This is a genomic window from Streptomyces sp. NBC_00631, from assembly GCF_045206895.1.
Taxonomy (GTDB): domain Bacteria; phylum Actinomycetota; class Actinomycetes; order Streptomycetales; family Streptomycetaceae; genus Streptomyces.
The window spans coordinates 3,137,226-3,153,897 of record NZ_CP107734.1 but is presented as its reverse complement, the minus strand read 5'-3'; the positions used below and the strand labels follow the sequence as shown (position 1 = coordinate 3,153,897).

The 16,672-nt window shown below is 71.9% G+C and carries 15 protein-coding genes; 11 read left to right on the top strand and 4 right to left on the bottom strand.

Annotated elements, in window-relative coordinates; genetic code table 11:
- Positions 1-247 precede the first annotated feature (247 nt).
- A complete protein-coding gene (locus tag OHB00_RS14465) occupies positions 248-1,267 on the top strand; it encodes an NlpC/P60 family protein (protein WP_406434926.1) in 1,020 nt (339 codons plus the stop codon).
- A 30-nt stretch (positions 1,268-1,297) separates the two neighbouring features.
- Positions 1,298-2,494, top strand: a complete 1,197-nt coding sequence (locus OHB00_RS14460) for a hypothetical protein (RefSeq protein ID WP_406434923.1) — start codon at positions 1,298-1,300, stop codon at positions 2,492-2,494.
- A gap of 7 nt (positions 2,495-2,501) precedes the next feature.
- Here OHB00_RS14460 and OHB00_RS14455 read toward each other — a convergent pair whose 3' ends face one another.
- The gene (locus tag OHB00_RS14455; protein ID WP_406434921.1) at positions 2,502-3,722 is read right to left on the bottom strand and encodes a glycosyltransferase 87 family protein; all 1,221 of its coding nucleotides are present in this window, start codon (positions 3,720-3,722) and stop codon (positions 2,502-2,504) included.
- A gap of 129 nt (positions 3,723-3,851) precedes the next feature.
- On the opposite strand from OHB00_RS14455, the gene OHB00_RS14450 reads away from it, so the two are divergent.
- Positions 3,852-4,994, top strand: coding sequence for a glycosyltransferase family 4 protein (locus tag OHB00_RS14450; RefSeq protein ID WP_406434919.1), 1,143 nt, complete (start codon positions 3,852-3,854; stop codon positions 4,992-4,994).
- Between the two features lie 183 nt (positions 4,995-5,177).
- Complete coding sequence (locus tag OHB00_RS14445; protein ID WP_406434917.1) at positions 5,178-6,761, top strand: GMC oxidoreductase; 1,584 nt, start codon at positions 5,178-5,180, stop codon at positions 6,759-6,761.
- Positions 6,762-6,794: 33 nt separating this feature from the next.
- Here OHB00_RS14445 and OHB00_RS14440 read toward each other — a convergent pair whose 3' ends face one another.
- The gene (locus tag OHB00_RS14440; protein ID WP_406434915.1) at positions 6,795-8,591 is read right to left on the bottom strand and encodes an AMP-dependent synthetase/ligase; all 1,797 of its coding nucleotides are present in this window, start codon (positions 8,589-8,591) and stop codon (positions 6,795-6,797) included.
- A 315-nt stretch (positions 8,592-8,906) separates the two neighbouring features.
- Here OHB00_RS14440 and OHB00_RS14435 point away from each other — a divergent pair, with 315 nt between their 5' ends.
- The 6 genes from OHB00_RS14435 (at position 8,907) to OHB00_RS14410 (ending at position 14,216) form a co-directional block, all read left to right on the top strand.
- Complete coding sequence (locus OHB00_RS14435) at positions 8,907-9,704, top strand: metallophosphoesterase (RefSeq protein ID WP_406434913.1); 798 nt, start codon at positions 8,907-8,909, stop codon at positions 9,702-9,704.
- Between the two features lie 140 nt (positions 9,705-9,844).
- Entirely contained in the window at positions 9,845-10,288 is a 444-nt protein-coding gene (locus tag OHB00_RS14430) for an SRPBCC family protein (protein WP_093503999.1), read from the top strand.
- Positions 10,289-10,559: 271 nt separating this feature from the next.
- The gene (locus tag OHB00_RS14425) at positions 10,560-11,714 is read left to right on the top strand and encodes an ArsA family ATPase (RefSeq protein WP_406434911.1); all 1,155 of its coding nucleotides are present in this window, start codon (positions 10,560-10,562) and stop codon (positions 11,712-11,714) included.
- Between the two features lie 63 nt (positions 11,715-11,777).
- A complete protein-coding gene (locus tag OHB00_RS14420) occupies positions 11,778-12,239 on the top strand; it encodes a DUF5304 domain-containing protein (protein ID WP_406434909.1) in 462 nt (153 codons plus the stop codon).
- 124 nt (positions 12,240-12,363) lie between these two features.
- Positions 12,364-13,317, top strand: coding sequence for an ROK family glucokinase (locus OHB00_RS14415; RefSeq protein WP_406434907.1), 954 nt, complete (start codon positions 12,364-12,366; stop codon positions 13,315-13,317).
- A 152-nt stretch (positions 13,318-13,469) separates the two neighbouring features.
- Complete coding sequence (locus OHB00_RS14410) at positions 13,470-14,216, top strand: endonuclease/exonuclease/phosphatase family protein (RefSeq protein WP_406434905.1); 747 nt, start codon at positions 13,470-13,472, stop codon at positions 14,214-14,216.
- 185 nt (positions 14,217-14,401) lie between these two features.
- Here OHB00_RS14410 and OHB00_RS14405 read toward each other — a convergent pair whose 3' ends face one another.
- Both OHB00_RS14405 and OHB00_RS14400 read right to left on the bottom strand, forming a co-directional pair.
- Entirely contained in the window at positions 14,402-14,995 is a 594-nt protein-coding gene (locus OHB00_RS14405) for a hypothetical protein (RefSeq protein WP_406434903.1), read from the bottom strand.
- On the bottom strand, positions 14,988-15,767 hold the full coding sequence (locus OHB00_RS14400; protein ID WP_406434901.1) for an alpha/beta hydrolase: 780 nt from the start codon (positions 15,765-15,767) through the stop codon (positions 14,988-14,990). The genes OHB00_RS14405 and OHB00_RS14400 overlap by 8 nt, the downstream gene beginning before the upstream one ends.
- Before the next feature lie 179 nt (positions 15,768-15,946).
- Between OHB00_RS14400 and OHB00_RS14395 the strand changes: the two genes are divergently transcribed.
- Positions 15,947-16,669, top strand: coding sequence for a lysophospholipid acyltransferase family protein (locus tag OHB00_RS14395; protein WP_406434899.1), 723 nt, complete (start codon positions 15,947-15,949; stop codon positions 16,667-16,669).
- Positions 16,670-16,672: the final 3 nt, after the last annotated feature.

Below are 16,672 nucleotides of genomic sequence, written 5' to 3'. Positions count from 1 at the left end.
GTCCGGCGACCGAGTTGTCGGACCTACCGCCGGACGGGCGGGAAGTCACGCCTGCGGAGGCCGCGTAGGACCAGCCCACATGGGTTGGCGGCGGCCTGTGAAACAGGAACCCGTGGTGGCGCCGCAGTGCGGTGCGGACCGGAATTCCCCGTCTTCGGGCGGGGGAGGGCGTCAAGGTCTGGCGCGTTTCCCCCTGTACCCGGGGGAGACCGTCGGCGTCCGACAAGCGGAAGGGGTGCCGTTTCCCGTGGGGTCTCATCGCCGTATCGCACCGTCGTCCGGGTTCAACCGGGGCGCCGGTGCCGCTCTCTGCGTGCTGTCGGCCACGGCCGCCGCGCTCGGTGCCGTACCGGCGAGCGCCGCCCCGCACGCCGACGGCCGGGCCGAGGTGGACCGGCTGTTCCAGCAGGCCGAGGAGGCGACCCAGGCCTACGACAAGGCCGACGAGCGGGCCGGCGCGCTGCGCCGCGAGGTGAACGACTCCCAGGACCGCGTCGCCCGCCAGCAGGAGCGCATCAACACCATGCGGGAGGCGCTCGGTTCGCTCGCCGGCGCCCAGTACCGCTCCGGCGGCATCGACCCCACCGTGGCCCTGCTGTTCTCCGACAACCCCCAGGACTACCTCGACCGGGCCTCCCTCCTCGACCGCATCGACGTCCGCCAGGCCGGCCGGCTCAAGGACCTCCGGACGGCGATGCGCGAACTGGCCCAGGAGCGCGCCGAGGCCGCCGGGAAACTCGCCGAACTGGAACGCAGCCGCAAGGCGGTCGCCTCCCACAAGGCCGTCGTGGAGCGGAAGCTCGCCAGGGCCCGGCAACTCCTCAACGCGATGCCCGCCGCCGACCGCGCCGCCTTCGAGCACGCCTCCCGCGGCGACGGCCGCGACGAGCTGCCCGGCCTCTCCGGTGCCGCCGCCCCCGACGGCCGCGCCGCCGCCGCGATCGCCGCCGCCCGTTCCGCCCTCGGCAAGCCGTACGTCTGGGGCGCGAACGGCCCCTCCGGGTTCGACTGCTCGGGCCTGATGCAGTGGGCGTACGCCCACGCCGGGATCCAGCTGCCGCGCACCTCGCAGGAGCAGCGCCACGTCGGCCGTCAGGTCCCGCTCTCCCAGGCGCAACCCGGTGACCTGGTCGTCTACCGCTCCGACGCCAGCCATGTGGCCATGTACGTCGGCAACGGCCAGGTCATCCACGCCCCCTATCCGGGCGCCCCGGTCCGCTACGACCCGGTCGGAATGATGCCCGTCTCCTCCGTCACCCGGCCCTGATTCGCGGGCTCCTACCCCTACGATCGGAAAGTGGCTGGTCGTGGACGGGCGTGGCGCTCAGGAGCGGTGGGGCTGTGTCTGCTGCTCCTGCCGCTGGTCGGATGCGGCGGCGGACAGACGCCGACCGGCACGGCGATGGCCGAGGTGCAGCAGGTCCTGGACCGCCGCGCGGCCGCGGTCCTCGGCCACGACGAGAAGGCGTACGCCGAGACCGGCACCCGGAGTTCGTACGCGAACCTGCGGGCCGTACCGCTCGCCGACTGGAGCTACCGGCTGACCGCCCTCCACACCGACGGTGCCGGCGCCACCGCCGACGCGCGGCTCAGCTACCGGATACGGGGCTACGACAAGGCGCCGGTCACGACGGACCGCACGCTCACCCTCAGCCGCACCGCCGACGGTCAGTGGTATGTCACACACGACAAGCCCGCCCGGAAGTCCGGGCAGCAGCTCTGGGACCAGGGCAGGGTGAGCGCCGTCAGGAGCGCCCACAGCCTCGTCCTCGGCGTCGGCCAGTCCGGGGCCACGCTGCGCGGCTACGCCCGGCTCGCCGACACCGCGGTCCCCGAGGTCACCAGGGCCTGGGGCAGGGACTGGACCCAGCGGGTGGTCCTGCTGGTGCCCGGGTCGCTGAACGGCATGGCCGGCCTGCTGGCCGCCCCCGCCGCCAACTACCGGGGCATCGCCGCCGTCACCACCGGCGAGGCGGGAGGGTCGGGCCAGGCCCCGGCGGACCGGGTCATCCTCAACCCGGAGGCGTACGCCGTCCTCGGCTCGGTCGGCAGGCAGGTCGTCCTCACCCACGAGACGACCCATGTGGCCACCCGCGCCCACACCACGGCGGCCACCCCGCTCTGGCTCTCCGAGGGCTACGCCGACTGGATCGGCTACCTCGACACCGGCCGTACGCCCACCGAGGTCGCGCCGGAACTCGCCCGTGCCGTCGAGGCCCAGGACGCCCCCGAGGACCTCCCGGCGGACAAGGACTTCGGTTTCACCGACGACCCCACCAAGCTGGCCCAGGCCTACGAGGGCGGCTGGCTGGCCTGCCGGATGATCGCCGGCCGCTGGGGCGAGGCGAGGCTCGGCGCGTTCTACCGGGCCGTCGGCGCGCACAGGGAGCGGGCGGGCGCGGTCGAGGACGCGCTGAAGACGGAACTCGGGACCACCCTGCCGGACTTCACCGCACGCTGGCGGGACTACGTGACGGCTCAGCTCGGCGACTGAGCTGGGCTCAGGAGGAGACCGGGGTCTCCTTCGTGCGGGTGGCCTGGGCCGGGAAGGGGGCGGTGGCGGCCTCGGCCACCGTGGAGCGCCACAGCACGCGGGCCGCCGTGGCGGTGGCCGCGAGGAGCAGGCCGTTGCGCAGGACCAGCAGGGTGATGCCGTACCAGTCGCTGACCACGACGTGCGAGAAGCCGACCGGGAACTCCAGGACCGTCACGAAGGTGGCCAGCAGGACCAGGACGGCCGGGAGGGTCATGCGGCCGGCCCGGAAGCACAGGCAGACGGCGGCCAGGCCCACCAGCCACACCATGTACTGCGGGCTGATCACCCGGCTGGTGATCGTGAACATCAGGACGGCGGTGAAGGCCGCGTCCGCGAGCGTGTGGGACCGGAAGCGGACCGCCGACAGCCGCCACAGCAGCAGCCAGCCGAAGGCGAGCGCGGTGAGCAGCAGGGCCGCCGTGCTCACCGCCTGCACGTGCGGGCCGAGGAATTCGATCGAGCCGTAGTTGAGCAGCACCTCGCCGTGCCAGCCGAAGTGCCGGGCGATGTGGAGGACCAGCGCGCCCAGCGACTCCACCTCGGTGCCCCGGTCCCGCTGGAAGGTCAGGAAGGCGAAGGCGCCCGGCATGGCCACCGCGAACAGGGCGCCGACCGCGCCCGCCGTGACCGCCGCCGCCCCCCAGGCCCGCCGCCGTACTGCCCCCACGAGCAGCAGCGCCGGCCACACCTTGACCATCGCGCCGAGGCCGGCGAGGGCGCCCATGATCCGGGGGTGCCGGGCCCCGGCGAGCAGTGCGGCGACGGCGACTGCGGTGACCATCAGGTCGTAGCGGGAGTAGACGGTGGGGCCGAGGAGCGGGACGCCGAGCACCCAGACGAGGGCGCCGCGCAGGGTGCGGCCGGGGCGCAGGCCGGCGTAGAGCAGGAGGGAGAGGACCGCCAGGTCGGCGAGGCAGGCCAGGACGAAGAAGGCGGTCGGGTAGTCCAGGAAGGGGAGGAGCGCAGGGGAGAGGATCGCCAGGGCGGCCGCGGGCGGGTACTGCCAGGTGACGTCGTCCAGCGGAAACGTTCCGTGCCGCAGGACCTCGTACCAGCCCTGGTAGATGACCGACACGTCGCTCGTGACGTCCGCGCCCGGGAACGCGAACACCTTCAGGACGAAGAGCAGCAGCACCAGCCGGGTGACACCCCAGGTGACCAGCAGCAACGCCAGGGCACGCTTCACGCCCGTCCTGTCCACCTGAGCCCCTGTCCGTCGGCGTCGCCGTGTCGAGTGGGCCACATGATCTCCCGACGTCCTGTGCGGGGGCCATGAAGCACGGCCGAACACACTGTGCGGGTAGGGTCGGCGCCGATGAACAAGACCCTGGTCGTGACCAATGACTTCCCGCCCCGGCCGGGCGGTATCCAGGCATTCCTGCACAACATGGCCCTGCGGCTGGACCCCGAGCGGCTGGTCGTCTACGCGTCCACGTGGAAGCGGGGCCGGGAGGGCGCCGAGGCCACTGCCGCGTTCGACGCGGAGCAGCCCTTCACCGTCGTACGCGACCGTACGACGATGCTGCTGCCGACGCCGGGGGCGACCCGGACGGCGGTCGGGCTGCTGCGGGAGCACGGGTGCACGTCCGTCTGGTTCGGGGCGGCGGCTCCGCTGGGCCTGATGGCGCCGGCGCTGCGCCGGGCCGGGGCGGAGCGGCTGGTGGCCACCACGCACGGGCACGAGGCCGGCTGGGCGCAGCTGCCCGCGGCCCGGCAGCTGCTCGGGCGGATCGGGGACGCGACCGACACGATCACCTATCTCGGGGAGTACACGCGGTCCCGGATCGCGGGCGCGCTGAGCGCGCAGGCCGCGGGGCGGATGGTGCGGCTGCCGCCGGGGGTGGACGAGAAGACCTTCCATCCCGGGTCGGGCGGGGACGCGGTGCGGGCGCGGCTGGGGCTGAGCGAGCGGCCGGTGGTCGTGTGCGTGTCGCGGCTGGTGCCGCGCAAGGGGCAGGACACGCTGATCCTCGCGATGCCGCTGATCCTGGCCGCCGAGCCGGACGCGGTGCTGCTGATCGTGGGCGGCGGGCCGTACGAGAAGGAGCTGCGGCGGCTGGCGCGGGAGACCGGGGTCGAGGCGTCGGTGCGGTTCACGGGGGCGGTGCCGTGGGCGGAGCTGCCGGCGTACTTCGGTGCGGGGGACGTGTTCGCGATGCCGTGCCGGACCCGGCGGGGCGGGCTGGACGTGGAGGGGCTCGGGATCGTGTACCTGGAGGCCTCGGCGACCGGGCTGCCGGTGGTGGCGGGGGATTCGGGCGGGGCGCCGGATGCCGTGCTCGACGGGGAGACCGGGTGGGTGGTGCGAGGCGGGTCCCCCGAGGAGGCCGCCGAGCGCATTGTGGCGCTGTTGGGGGACTCCGAACTACGTCAGAGGATGGGGGAGCGCGGGCGGCGGTGGGTCGAGGAGCGGTGGCGGTGGGATCTCCTTGCGGAGAGGTTGAAGGCGTTGCTGTAGAGGGTGGGGTCGCGTTTCGTCCGCGGGTGCGTTGCGGCTGGTCGCGCAGTTCCCCGCGCCCCTGTGGGGCGCGTTGTCACTAACTCTGTCGTACCTCTAGGCGGAACCGAAAAATCCGCACATGCTGCGCGCATGACAGTAAAACTGATGCAGCGTCAGCTGAGTAGGCGTCAGATTCTGGGCATGATCGCCCTCCAGACGGCCGCCGCGGCCGGTCTCACCCGTGTCGGGCTCCAGTCGGCGCAGGCCGCCGAGGAAGCGGCCGACGTCGACAACGCCACGGCCGTCGTGGTCGGTTCCGGGTACGGCGGGGCCGTGGCCGCGCTCCGGCTCGGCCAGGCCGGGATCCGGACCGTCATGATCGAGATGGGCCAGCTGTGGAACACGGCCGGCTCCGACGGCAAGATCTTCTGTTCCACCGCCGCCCCGGACAAGCGGTCCATGTGGTTCAAGGCCCGCACGGAGGCCCCGCTCGCCACCTTCCTCTGGCTGGACGTCGTCAACAAGGACATCACCCCCTACGCCGGAGTGCTCGACCGGGTCCACTACGACAACATGTCCGTGTACGTCGGCCGGGGTGTCGGAGGCGGTTCGCTGGTCAACGGCGGAATGGCCGTCACACCGCTCCAGTCGTACTTCACCGAGCAGTTCCCCACCGTGGACGCGACGGCGATGTACAACACGTACTTCCCGCGTGCCCGCACCATGCTCGGCGTCAACACCATCGACGCCACCTGGTTCGAGTCGACCGAGTGGTACCAGTTCACCCGGACGTCCCGGAAGGCCGCCACCAACACCGGGCTCAAGACCACCTTCGTGCCCAACGTCTACGACTTCGGGTACATGGAGCAGGAGGCCGCCGGCACCGCCACCAGGTCCGCGCTCGCCCAGGAGGTCATCTACGGCAACAACTACGGCAAGAAGAGCCTCGACAAGACCTATCTCGCCGCCGCCCTCGGCACCGGCAACGTCACCATCCACACCCTGGAGAAGGTGAAGGCCGTCACGCGGGCGAGCGACGGCAGCTGGCTGCTGAGCGTCGACCGGATCGACACGTCGGGCAACGTTGTCGAGAGCAAGCAGTACAGCTGCACCTACCTGTTCCTGGGCGGGGGGAGCCTCGGGACCACCGAGCTGCTTGTCCGGGCCCGGGACACCGGTGCGCTGCCCGCCCTCAACTCCAGTGTGGGGGGCGGCTGGAGCACCAACGGCAACACCATGCTCGGGCGCGCCAACCACATCTGGGACACCACCGGCGCCAACCAGGCGACCATGCCGGTGATGGGCATCGACGACTGGGCCAACACCGACAACCCGGTCTTCGCGGAGATCGCCCCGCTGCCCATCGGGTTCGAGACCTGGGTGAGCCTCTACCTGGCGATCACCAAGAATCCCCAACGGGCCTCCTTCACCTACGACTCCGCGAGCGACGGGGTGAAGCTGGGCTGGACCGCGGCCCAGAGCGCGGTCTCGGTCGCCATGGCCAAGAAGCTGTTCGACCGGATCAACTCGGCCAACGCGACGATCTACCGGTACGACCTGTTCGGGTCGAGCAGCAAGGTGTTCGCGGACGACTTCTGCTACCACCCGCTGGGCGGCTGCGTACTGGGGCAGGCGACCGACAACTACGGCCGGGTGAAGGGGTATTCCAAGCTGTACGTCACGGACGGCTCCCTCGTGCCCGGGAACATCGGCGTGAACCCGTTCGTCACCATCACCGCACTCGCCGAGCGGACGATGGAACGGGTTCTCGCCGCGGACTTCTGAGTTCCGGAGTTCCCGGATGCCTGAAGTGCCGTGCTACTTCTGGTAGATGGCCTCGATCTCGTCCGCGTAGTCCTTCGCCACCACATTGCGCTTGAGCTTCAGCGACGGCGTCAGGTGGCCCGACTCCTCCGAGAACTGGGAGGACAGAATGCGGAACTTCCGCACCGATTCCGCCTTCGACACCGCGGCGTTGCCGTCGTCGACAGCGGCCTGGATCGCAGCGTTCAGATCCGGGTCGTCACGCAGCGACGCCGCGGTGGCACCCGCCGGCTTGCCGTGGTCGGCCGCCCAGCGGCCCAGGAACTCCTCGTCGATGGTGACCAGCGCGCCCACGAACGGCCGCCCGTCGCCCACCACCATGCACTCCGCGACCAGCGCGTGCGCCCGGATCCGGTCCTCGATCACGGCCGGGGCGACGTTCTTGCCGCCCGCGGTGACGATGATCTCCTTCTTGCGGCCGGTGATCCCGAGGTAGCCGTCCTCGTCGAGGGTGCCGATGTCACCGGTGTGGAACCAGCCGTCGGCCAGCGCCTCGGCGGTCGCGGCCTCGTTGTTCCAGTAGCCCTTGAACAGGTGCTCGCCGTGCAGCAGCACCTCGCCGTCGTCCGCGATCCGGATCACCGAGCCCGGCAGCGGCTGCCCGACCGTGCCGATCTTCTGCCGGTCCCAGGGGTTGAACGCGGTCGCCGCGCACGACTCGGTCAGGCCGTAGCCCTCCAGGACCGTGAAGCCGATACCGCGGAAGAAGTGGCCCAGACGCTCGCCAAGGGGGGCGCCGCCGGAAATCGCATATTCGCCCTTGCCGCCGAGCACCGCGCGCAGCTTGCTGTAGACGAGCTTGTCGAAGGTCCTGTGCTTGATCTTCAGGCCGAGGGTGGGGCCCGACGGGGTGTCCAGCGCCTTGCTGTACGCGATCGCGGTGTCGGCCGCCTTGTCGAAGATCTTGCTCTTGCCGTCCGCCTGCGCCTTGGCGCGCGCCGAGTTGTAGACCTTCTCGAAGACGCGGGGGACGCCGAGGACCAGCGTCGGCCGGAACGCGGCCAGCTCGTCGGTGAGGTTCTTGATGTCCGGGACGCAGCCCAGCTTGATCGGCGCCATCATCGGGGCGATCTGCACGAGCCGGCCGAAGACGTGCGCGAGCGGCAGGAAGAGGAGGACGGAACACTCGCCGGTGCGGAACAGGGGCCGCAGCCGCTCCACGATGTTGCCGCACTCGGCGAAGAAGGCGCGGTGGGTGAGGACACAGCCCTTGGGGCGGCCGGTCGTACCGCTCGTGTAGACGATGGTCGCCGGGTCGTCCGCCTTCGCCTGCGAGCTGCGCTCGTCGACCGTGGCGTCGGTGACGCCCTGGCCGAGTCCGCCGAGTTCCTCCAGGGCGCCGGCCTCGATCTGCCAGACGTGCTTGAGGGCGGGCAGCGTCTCGCGCACCGACTCGACGGCGGCCGCGTGGCTGTCGAGCTCCACGATGCAGGCGGTCGCGCCGGAGTCGCTGAGGATCCACTGCACCTGCTCCGGCGAGCTGGTCTCGTACACCGGCACGGTGACCGCGCCGGCGCTCCAGATCGCGAAGTCGAGGAGCGTCCACTCGTAACGGGTCCGGGACATCAGGCCGACCCGGTCGCCCGGCTGGACACCGGAGGCGATGAGGCCCTTGGCGGCGGCGTGCACCTCGGCCAGGAAGGCCGTGGCGGTCACGTCCTGCCAGACACCCCCGACCTTGCGGGCCATGACGGCGACGTCCGGATGCTGCGCGGCGTTTCTGCGGACGATGTCGGTCAGATTGCCGTCCGCGGGGACCTCGTACAAAGCCGGAAGGCTGAACTCGCGCAAGACTGCTGCTCCTCATAGGGCGCCGGCGCCACGACGTTGTGCGATGCGACGGTGCGGTCCAAGGCTCGGGCAGGTGCTCAGGGCTCGCCACGGGCTGGAAGATCCGTTGGTTGAAATCCTGAGCACGACTGGACTGCCCGGACGTTACCCGCCGGTATGGCTTCTTCGACAGGGGGTCCCGGCGAGATGTTCGGTGCGTCACACAGGTTGGTGTTCCTTCGCGTACGGTAGTCCACGGCCTTAGTGACTGACCAGTAACCGCAGGCCCGCCCACCGCCTGTTCACGTTTGCCGCACAGGCCTACCCTTGATCACCATGGCAGCCACACCCTCCGGCACCCGAAGGACCCGCGTCCACGTGGTCAGCGACGTGCATGGCAACGTCCGTGACCTGGCCAGAGCCGGCGACGGCGCCGACGCCCTGATCTGTCTCGGCGACCTCGTCCTCTTCCTCGACTACGCCGACCACTCCCGCGGCATCTTCCCCGACCTGTTCGGCGTCGAGAACGCCGACCGCCTTGTCGAACTGCGCACCGCCCGCCGCTTCGAGGAGGCGCGGGAGCTGGGCGCCCGGCTGTGGGGCGGGATCGCCATGGACCGGGCGACGGCGATCGAGAAGGCGGTGCGCAAGCAGTACGCCGAGATGTTCGCGGCGTTCCCGACGCCGACGTACGCGACCTACGGGAACGTCGACATGCCGCCGCTGTGGCGGGAGTACGCGGGCCCGGGCACCACCGTTCTGGACGGCGAGCGGGTCGAGATCGGCGGGTGGGTCTTCGGCTTCGTCGGCGGCGGACTGCGGACCCCGATGCGCACCCCCTACGAGATCTCCGACGAGGAGTACGCGGCGAAGATCGAGGCGCTCGGCGAGGTCGACGTGCTCTGCACGCACATCCCGCCCGAGGTACCGGAGCTGGTGTACGACACCGTCGCGCGCCGTTTCGAACGGGGCAGCCGGGCGCTGCTGGACGCCATCCGCCGCACCCGCCCCCGGTATTCGCTCTTCGGGCATGTCCACCAGCCGTTGGTGAAGCGGATGCGGATCGGGGCCACCGAGTGCGTGAACGTCGGGCACTTCGCCGGTACCGGCCGGCCCTGGGCGCTGGAATGGTGACGGACCAGGACAGGGGGTGAAGTCGGCTGGTCGGGCGCGCGGTAGCCTTCACGCGGCACGCGTGTGCGCACGCCCGCGCACGCCGACCCCTTTACCGGTCCCACCGGTCCCACCGGCCCGCATCTGGAGGAGCCACGGCGATGGCGGAACACACCAGCTCGAACATCACGATCGAGGCGGCCCCGGCCGACGTCATGGCGGTCATCGCCGACTTCGGCCGTTACCCGGACTGGACCGGCGAAGTGAAGGAGGCGGAGGTCCTGAAGACCGACGCCCAGGGCCGTGCCGAGCAGGTCCGCCTGGTCATGGACGCCGGCGCGATCAAGGACGACCAGGTCCTCGGATACACCTGGACCGGCGACAACGAGGTCTCCTGGACGCTGGTGAAGTCCCAGATGCTCCGCTCCCTGGACGGCTCGTACCTGCTGAAGCCGGCGGGCGCGGGTTCGACCGAGGTCACGTACTCGCTGACCGTGGACGTGAAGATCCCGATGCTCGGCATGATCAAGAGGAAGGCCGAGAAGGTCATCATCGACCGGGCGCTGGCCGGACTGAAGAAGAGGGTCGAGTCGGGGGAGAAGTGAGGTAGGGACGCGTCGCGGGGGTACGCGTGATCGCCCGGGTGCGGGTCCGCGGTGGCCGGCCGCGCAGTTCCCCGCGCCCCTGACGGGGCGCTCTTCAGCCGCCTCCTGCACAGCTGCGGGCAGTCGTGCCGCGGGGCGGCACGGGTGGGCGCTGGGGGTCCCCCGGCCGAAGGCTGGGGGAGGCACCCTGCCAGCGCCGGTAAGCGCCCCCCCGGCCCCCCAGCGCCGGGTACCGATCAAGCGAGGCCCGCTTCAGTTACGGTTCACCCTCATGCGCACCATCCTGATCACCGGCCCGGGCGGCAGCGGCCGTACGACCGTCGCCGCGGCCACCGCCCTGCGCGCCGCAGCCGAGGGCACCCCCACCCTCGTCCTGAGCGCCGACCGCACGGACACCCTCGGCACCGTCCTGGGCGCGGCGACAGGAGCGGAGCCCACCCGTCTCACCCCCACCCTCACCGCCTGGCGCCCCGACGCGGCCGCCCGCTTCCGCGAGGACCTCACCGCCTTCCAGAGCCGCGCCGCGAACGTCCTCGACCTCCTCGGCGCCTCCAGCCTGGACGCCGAGGAACTCACCCCCCTCCCCGGCGCCGAGGAGCTCTCCTTCCTCCGCGCCCTGCGCGACGCCGCCCTCTGCGAGCGGTACGAGCTGCTGGTCGTGGACCTGCCGCCCGCCCCCCAGGCACTCGGCCTGCTCTCCCTCGCCGAGGAGCTCCGCCGCTACCTGCGCCGCCTGCTCCCGTCCGAGCGGCAGGCGGCCCGCGCCCTGCGCCCCGTCCTCGGCCGCCTCGCCGGCGTCCCGATGCCCGCCGACTGGCTCTACGAGACCGCCGCCCGCTGGGACGCCGAGCTGGCCGCCGTGGAGGCCGTCCTCGCCGACCGCCGCACCGCCGTACGCCTGGTCGCCGAACCCGGCCCGGCCGGCGCCGACGCCGTGCGCGCCGCCCGCCTCGGCCTCGCCCTGCGCGGCCTGCCCGCCGCGACCCTGGTCGCCAACCGCGTGCTGCCCGAGGCCACCCCTCTGCACGCCCTCGTCGCCCAGCAGCGCAAAGCCCTCGCGGAGTGGGGGGAGGCGTACGACGTCACCCCCGTCGCCCACCTCGGCCACGACCCGCGCGGCACCGACGACCTCGCCGCGCTCGCCGTGCCCGGTGTCAACACCACGCCCGCCCCGGTCGAGTGGCCCGTCGCCGACCGGATCGAGGCGGACGGCGTCCTCGTCTGGCACATCCCGCTGCCCGGCGCGATACGGGACGACCTCGACCTCGTCCGCCGCGGCGACGAGGTCGTCATCACCGTGGGCGGCTTCCGCCGGATCGTCGCCCTCCCGTCGGCCCTGCGCCGCTGCACCGTCGCGGGGGCCGCCCTGCGCGACGGCGAGCTGCGGCTGCGGTTCGCGCCGGACCCGGCGCTGTGGCCGCGCTGACGGTGAAACCGGTACGCCCGTTCGGGTAACGTCGTAGAGACGAACCGTAGTCAGGAGTCCGTCATGAGCGAAGAGCGCCCCACAGCTGACGCCTCCGAGGCCGCGGACGAGGTACGGGCGACGGACGACGACGCCTGGGCCACCGCCTGCGCCGAGGACCTGGAGGCCGAGAAGGCCCGCCGCCGCGCCCAGTACGGCCCGCCCCCCGGGTCGGCCGCCGAGGAGCTGCGCAGACTCGTCGACGCCGTCGCCGACAAGCTCTCCGGCATCCAGACCCCGCTGCTCGGGGCGGTCGCCGGACCCGCCGCCCAGCAGGTGGTCCGGCAGGTCGTGCAGCAGGCGAAGAACGCCGTCGAGCCCGTCATAGAGCGCAACCCGGACGTCTTCGACCACCTGGCCGCGGCCGGCAGCGAACTCCTCGCCGCCTACCGTTCCGCGGTCCAGACCGCGGAGACCCGCTGGACCTCCGGCGGCGACGACAAGGGCGAGGGCACCGGCCCGGGCGAGCGCATCGATCTCGACTGAATGCCCTCCTGAGGTCCTGTCGCCGGGTTCCCGCCTGCCGGGCTCCGGGCGGACGACGGGAACCCGACGACAGGGGCTCGGGTACGGTTGGCCGTAGCGGGGCTCGACCGAAACTGAGGGATTCATGGGACTCACCATCGGCGTCGACATCGGCGGCACGAAGATCGCGGCCGGCGTGGTCGATGAGGAAGGCAACATCCTCTCGACCCACAAGGTGCCGACCCCGGGCACGCCCGAGGGCATCGTGGACGCCATTGCTTCCGCCGTAGAGGGCGCCCGCGCCGGGCACGAGATCGTCGGCGTGGGCATCGGAGCCGCCGGTTACGTGAACCGGCAGCGCTCCACGGTCTACTTCGCGCCCAACATCGACTGGCGCCAGGAGCCGTTGAAGGAGGAGGTCGAGGCCCGCGTCGGCCTCCCCGTGGTCGTGGAGAACGACGCCAACGCCGCCGCCTGGGGCGAGTACAAGTTCGGCGCCGGCAAGGGCCACCGCAACGTCATCTGCATCACCCTCGGCACCGGCCTCGGCGGCGGCATCATCATCGGCAACAAGCTGCGCCGCGGGCATTTCGGGGTCGCCGCCGAGTTCGGGCACATCCGCATGGTCCCCGACGGGCTGCTGTGCGGCTGCGGCTCGCAGGGCTGCTGGGAGCAGTACGCCTCCGGCCGCGCCCTGGTCAGGTACGCCAAGCAGCGCGCCAACGCCACCCCCGAGCACGCGGAGATCCTGCTCGGCCTCGGTGACGGCACCCCCGACGGCATCGAGGGCAAGCACATCTCCATGGCCGCCCGCCAGGGCGACCCGGTCGCCGTCGACTCCTACCGCGAGCTCGCCCGCTGGGCCGGCGCCGGCCTCGCCGACCTGGCCTCCCTCTTCGACCCCTCCGCGTTCATCGTCGGCGGTGGCCTCTCGGACGAGGGCGAACTGGTCCTGGACCCGATCCGCAAGTCCTACAAGCGCTGGCTGGTAGGCGGCAACTGGCGCCCGGTGGCCGACGTCATCGCGGCCCAGCTGGGCAACGAGGCCGGCCTGGTGGGCGCGGCCGACCTGGCGAGAGAGCCCGACCCGATCATGTAACGCCGTGCGCTTTCGGGATGCGGCAACCGCAACCCCCCCAGGGGCGCGGGGAACTGCGCGACAAGCCACACACAACCGGCAGTCGCGCACAAACCTCGCGCCCCGAGGTATTGGGCGCGCGGTCCTTTCCCGCGCCGCGTACATTGATCCACATGGCGTCGCTCCCCAACTCCCACACCGAGCCCGACGGTTCCGCCGTCATCCGCGTCCTCAGCTACAACATCCGCTCGATGCGGGACGACACCGAGGCCCTGGCGAGGGTGATCACCGCCTGCGCCCCCGACCTGGTCCTGGTCCAGGAAGCACCCCGCTTCTTCCGCTGGCGCAAGAAGCTCGCCCGCCTCGCCTCGGCATCCGGGCTGGTGATCCTCACCGGGGGCGCCACCGCGGCGGGCCCGGCGATCCTCTGCGATCTGCGCGCCACCGTCGAGCGCACCGAGGACGTCCTCCTCCCCCTCACCCCCGGCCTGCACCGCCGCGGCCTCGCGACCGCCGTCGTCCGATTCGGCGGTGCCCGCCTCGGCGTCACCAGCTTCCACCTCAGCCTCCAGCAGGAGGAGCGCTACGAGCAGGGCGGCATGCTCCTCGACCGGGTCGCCGGCATGGGCGTGGAGCACGCCATCGCCGGCGGCGACCTCAACGACCTTCCCGACGGCCGTACCTTCCGCCGCCTGGCCGACGCCTTCCAGGACTGCCGTGCCGCGGCCCCCTGGGGCGGCGAGCACACCTGGATCCGCGACGCGCCCCACCGCCGTATCGACGCCGTCTTCGCGACGAAGGGCATCGAGGTACTCGGCTGCGGCGTGCCCCTGGACCAGCCAGGCGTGGCCGAAGCGGACCTCGCGCGGGCGACGGACCACCTGCCCGTGCTGGCCGCACTTCGGGTGCCCGCGGCCTGACGGCGTCGAGAGGCACCGCCCTCAGGGTCCCCGCCGTCCCCCGCCCCCGCCGCCGGCCGCGGCCCCTCCCATCCCGGCATCACCGGACCGGCTTCAGCAGCCCGGCGAGGCCGAGAGCGCGCCGGGCAACGCGAAGGCCCGTCCGGCAGTGGTTCCGGACGGGCCCTCGGGCGGCAGCGGACCGGTCAGACGACGGCTCCCCGCCCGGGGTCGCCGTCCTCGTCGTCGTCGGTCTTCATTCTCGTCACCAGGGTCACGAACCCGCCGAGGAAGCCGCCGATGCCCAGCGTCGCCAGCCACCAGGTCATGTCCCAGCCCAGCAGCACCGCGAGCAGCAGCAGGACCGGCCCGCCCGCCACGCCCAGCCAGGCGAACTTGGCCGTGGTGTCGGCCTCCGGCAGCGGCGGCGGCTCGGGCGGCACGAAGTGCCCCTCGTCGTCCTCGTCGAAGTCATCCTCGGACGGCTCCGGCGCCGTGTAGTCACGCGGGCCGCCCACGCCGGGCGCGAAGGAGACGGAACTGCCCAGCGGCCGCACGGGCCGCTGCTCCTCGGCCGCCCCGGCTCCGGTCCCGGCGGCCTCGGCGGCCGGATCGGTCTCGTCCTCCTCCATCGCCGGCAGCGCGAGATCCTTCACCGGCTTGTAGGGCGACGTGCCCGGCGGGTCCGGCGGTTCGTCGCCGTACCCGGCGACGATCGCCGCCCAGGCGGCCTCCTCGTCGAAGGGCACCCCCGTCTCGTCCGGCTCGCGGTCCTCGCGGTCGGAGTCGTGCTCAGCCAACTGCGGCCGTCCCTTCCTTGCCGACACTGGGTGCGAGCCGGCCGATGAAGGCGAGGCTCTCCTCGAAGATCCGGTCCGCGTCATGGTCCAACGTCGCCACGTGGTAACTCTGTTCCAGCACGACCTCCGTTACGTCCGTGGAGGACACCCGGCTCAGGATGCGGGCGGAATCGACCGCCGGAACCACGTGGTCCCGGGTGCTGCGCAGGAGCAGCAGCGGCTGGGTCACCTGCGGCAGTTCCTTGTCCACCTGGCGGAAGAAGTTCCGCAGCGAGTGCGCGCAGTGCAGCGGCACCCGGTCGTACCCGGTCTCCGCGGCGCCCGGCTTGGCGATGTCGCTGGCGATGCCCCTCGTCGTGCGCACGAGATGCCGGGCCACCGGAAGGGCGTACGCCGACAGGCCGTGCACCTTGTTCGCCGGGTTGACGATCACCACGCCCTCCACACCCGTACCGTTTCTCGCGGCCAGCCGCAGGGCCAGGGTGCCGCCCATGGACAGGCCGGCCACGAACACCCGGGAGCAGCGCTCGCGCAGCAGCCGCAGCTCGCGGTCCACCTCCGCGTACCAGTCCTGCCAGCCGGTGACCTGCATGTCCTCCCAGCGGGTGCCGTGCCCGGGCAGCAGGGGCACGGAGACGGTCAGGCCGTGTGCCGCGTGGTGCTCGGCCCAGGGGCGCAGCGACTGGGGCGAGCCGGTGAAACCATGACAGAGCAGGACGCCGACCTCCCCGCCGTCATGGCGGAACGGCTCGGCTCCGGGGAGAACCGGCACCTTCGGTCTCCAATTCATGAGAGGGGGCGGAACTGAGTGAGGCACGGACGACGACTTCGGTTGTGCTTCACCGTACGCGACGGCACTGACACCGACCAGGGTCGTCGGGCCCATTCCCGGCGCTCCGGGTTAAGGTCTGATCCACGGAAACAGGAGGCACTCGGTTGTTGTACGGCGCGATGAAGGTCGCTATCGGGGGACCGCTGAAGGTCACCTTCAGGCCCTGGGTGGAGGGCCTGGAGAACGTCCCGGCCGAGGGCCCGGCGATCCTGGCGAGTAACCACCTGTCCTTCTCGGACTCGTTCTTCCTGCCCGCGGTGCTGGACCGCAAGGTCACCTTCATCGCGAAGGCCGAGTACTTCACCACGCCCGGCGTGAAGGGCCGCCTCACGGCCGCCTTCTTCAAGGGCGTCGGCCAGCTCCCGGTGGACCGCTCCGGCGCGCGCGGCGCCGGCGAGGCCGCGGTGCAGAGCGGCATAGACGTGCTGGAGCGCGGCGAGTTGTTCGGCATCTACCCGGAGGGCACCCGCTCGCCCGACGGCCGTCTCTACCGGGGCAAGCCCGGCGGCCTCGCGCGCGTGGCGCTCGCGACCGGCGCCCCGGTGATCCCGGTCGCCATGATCGACACGGAGAAGATCCAGCCGCCGGGGCAGGTGATGCCCAAGCTGATGCGGCCGGGCATCCGGATCGGCAGGCCGCTGGACTTCAGCCGTTACCAGGGCATGGAGCACGACCGGTTCGTGCTGCGCGCGGTGACCGACGAGGTCATGTACGAGATCATGAAACTCTCCGGCCAGGAGTACGTGGACATCTACGCGACGGCCGCCAAACGGCAGATCGCGGAGGCCGCCAAGGCCGAGAAGGACGCGGCGAGGGCCGAGAAGAAGGCCGCCGAGTCCTAGACC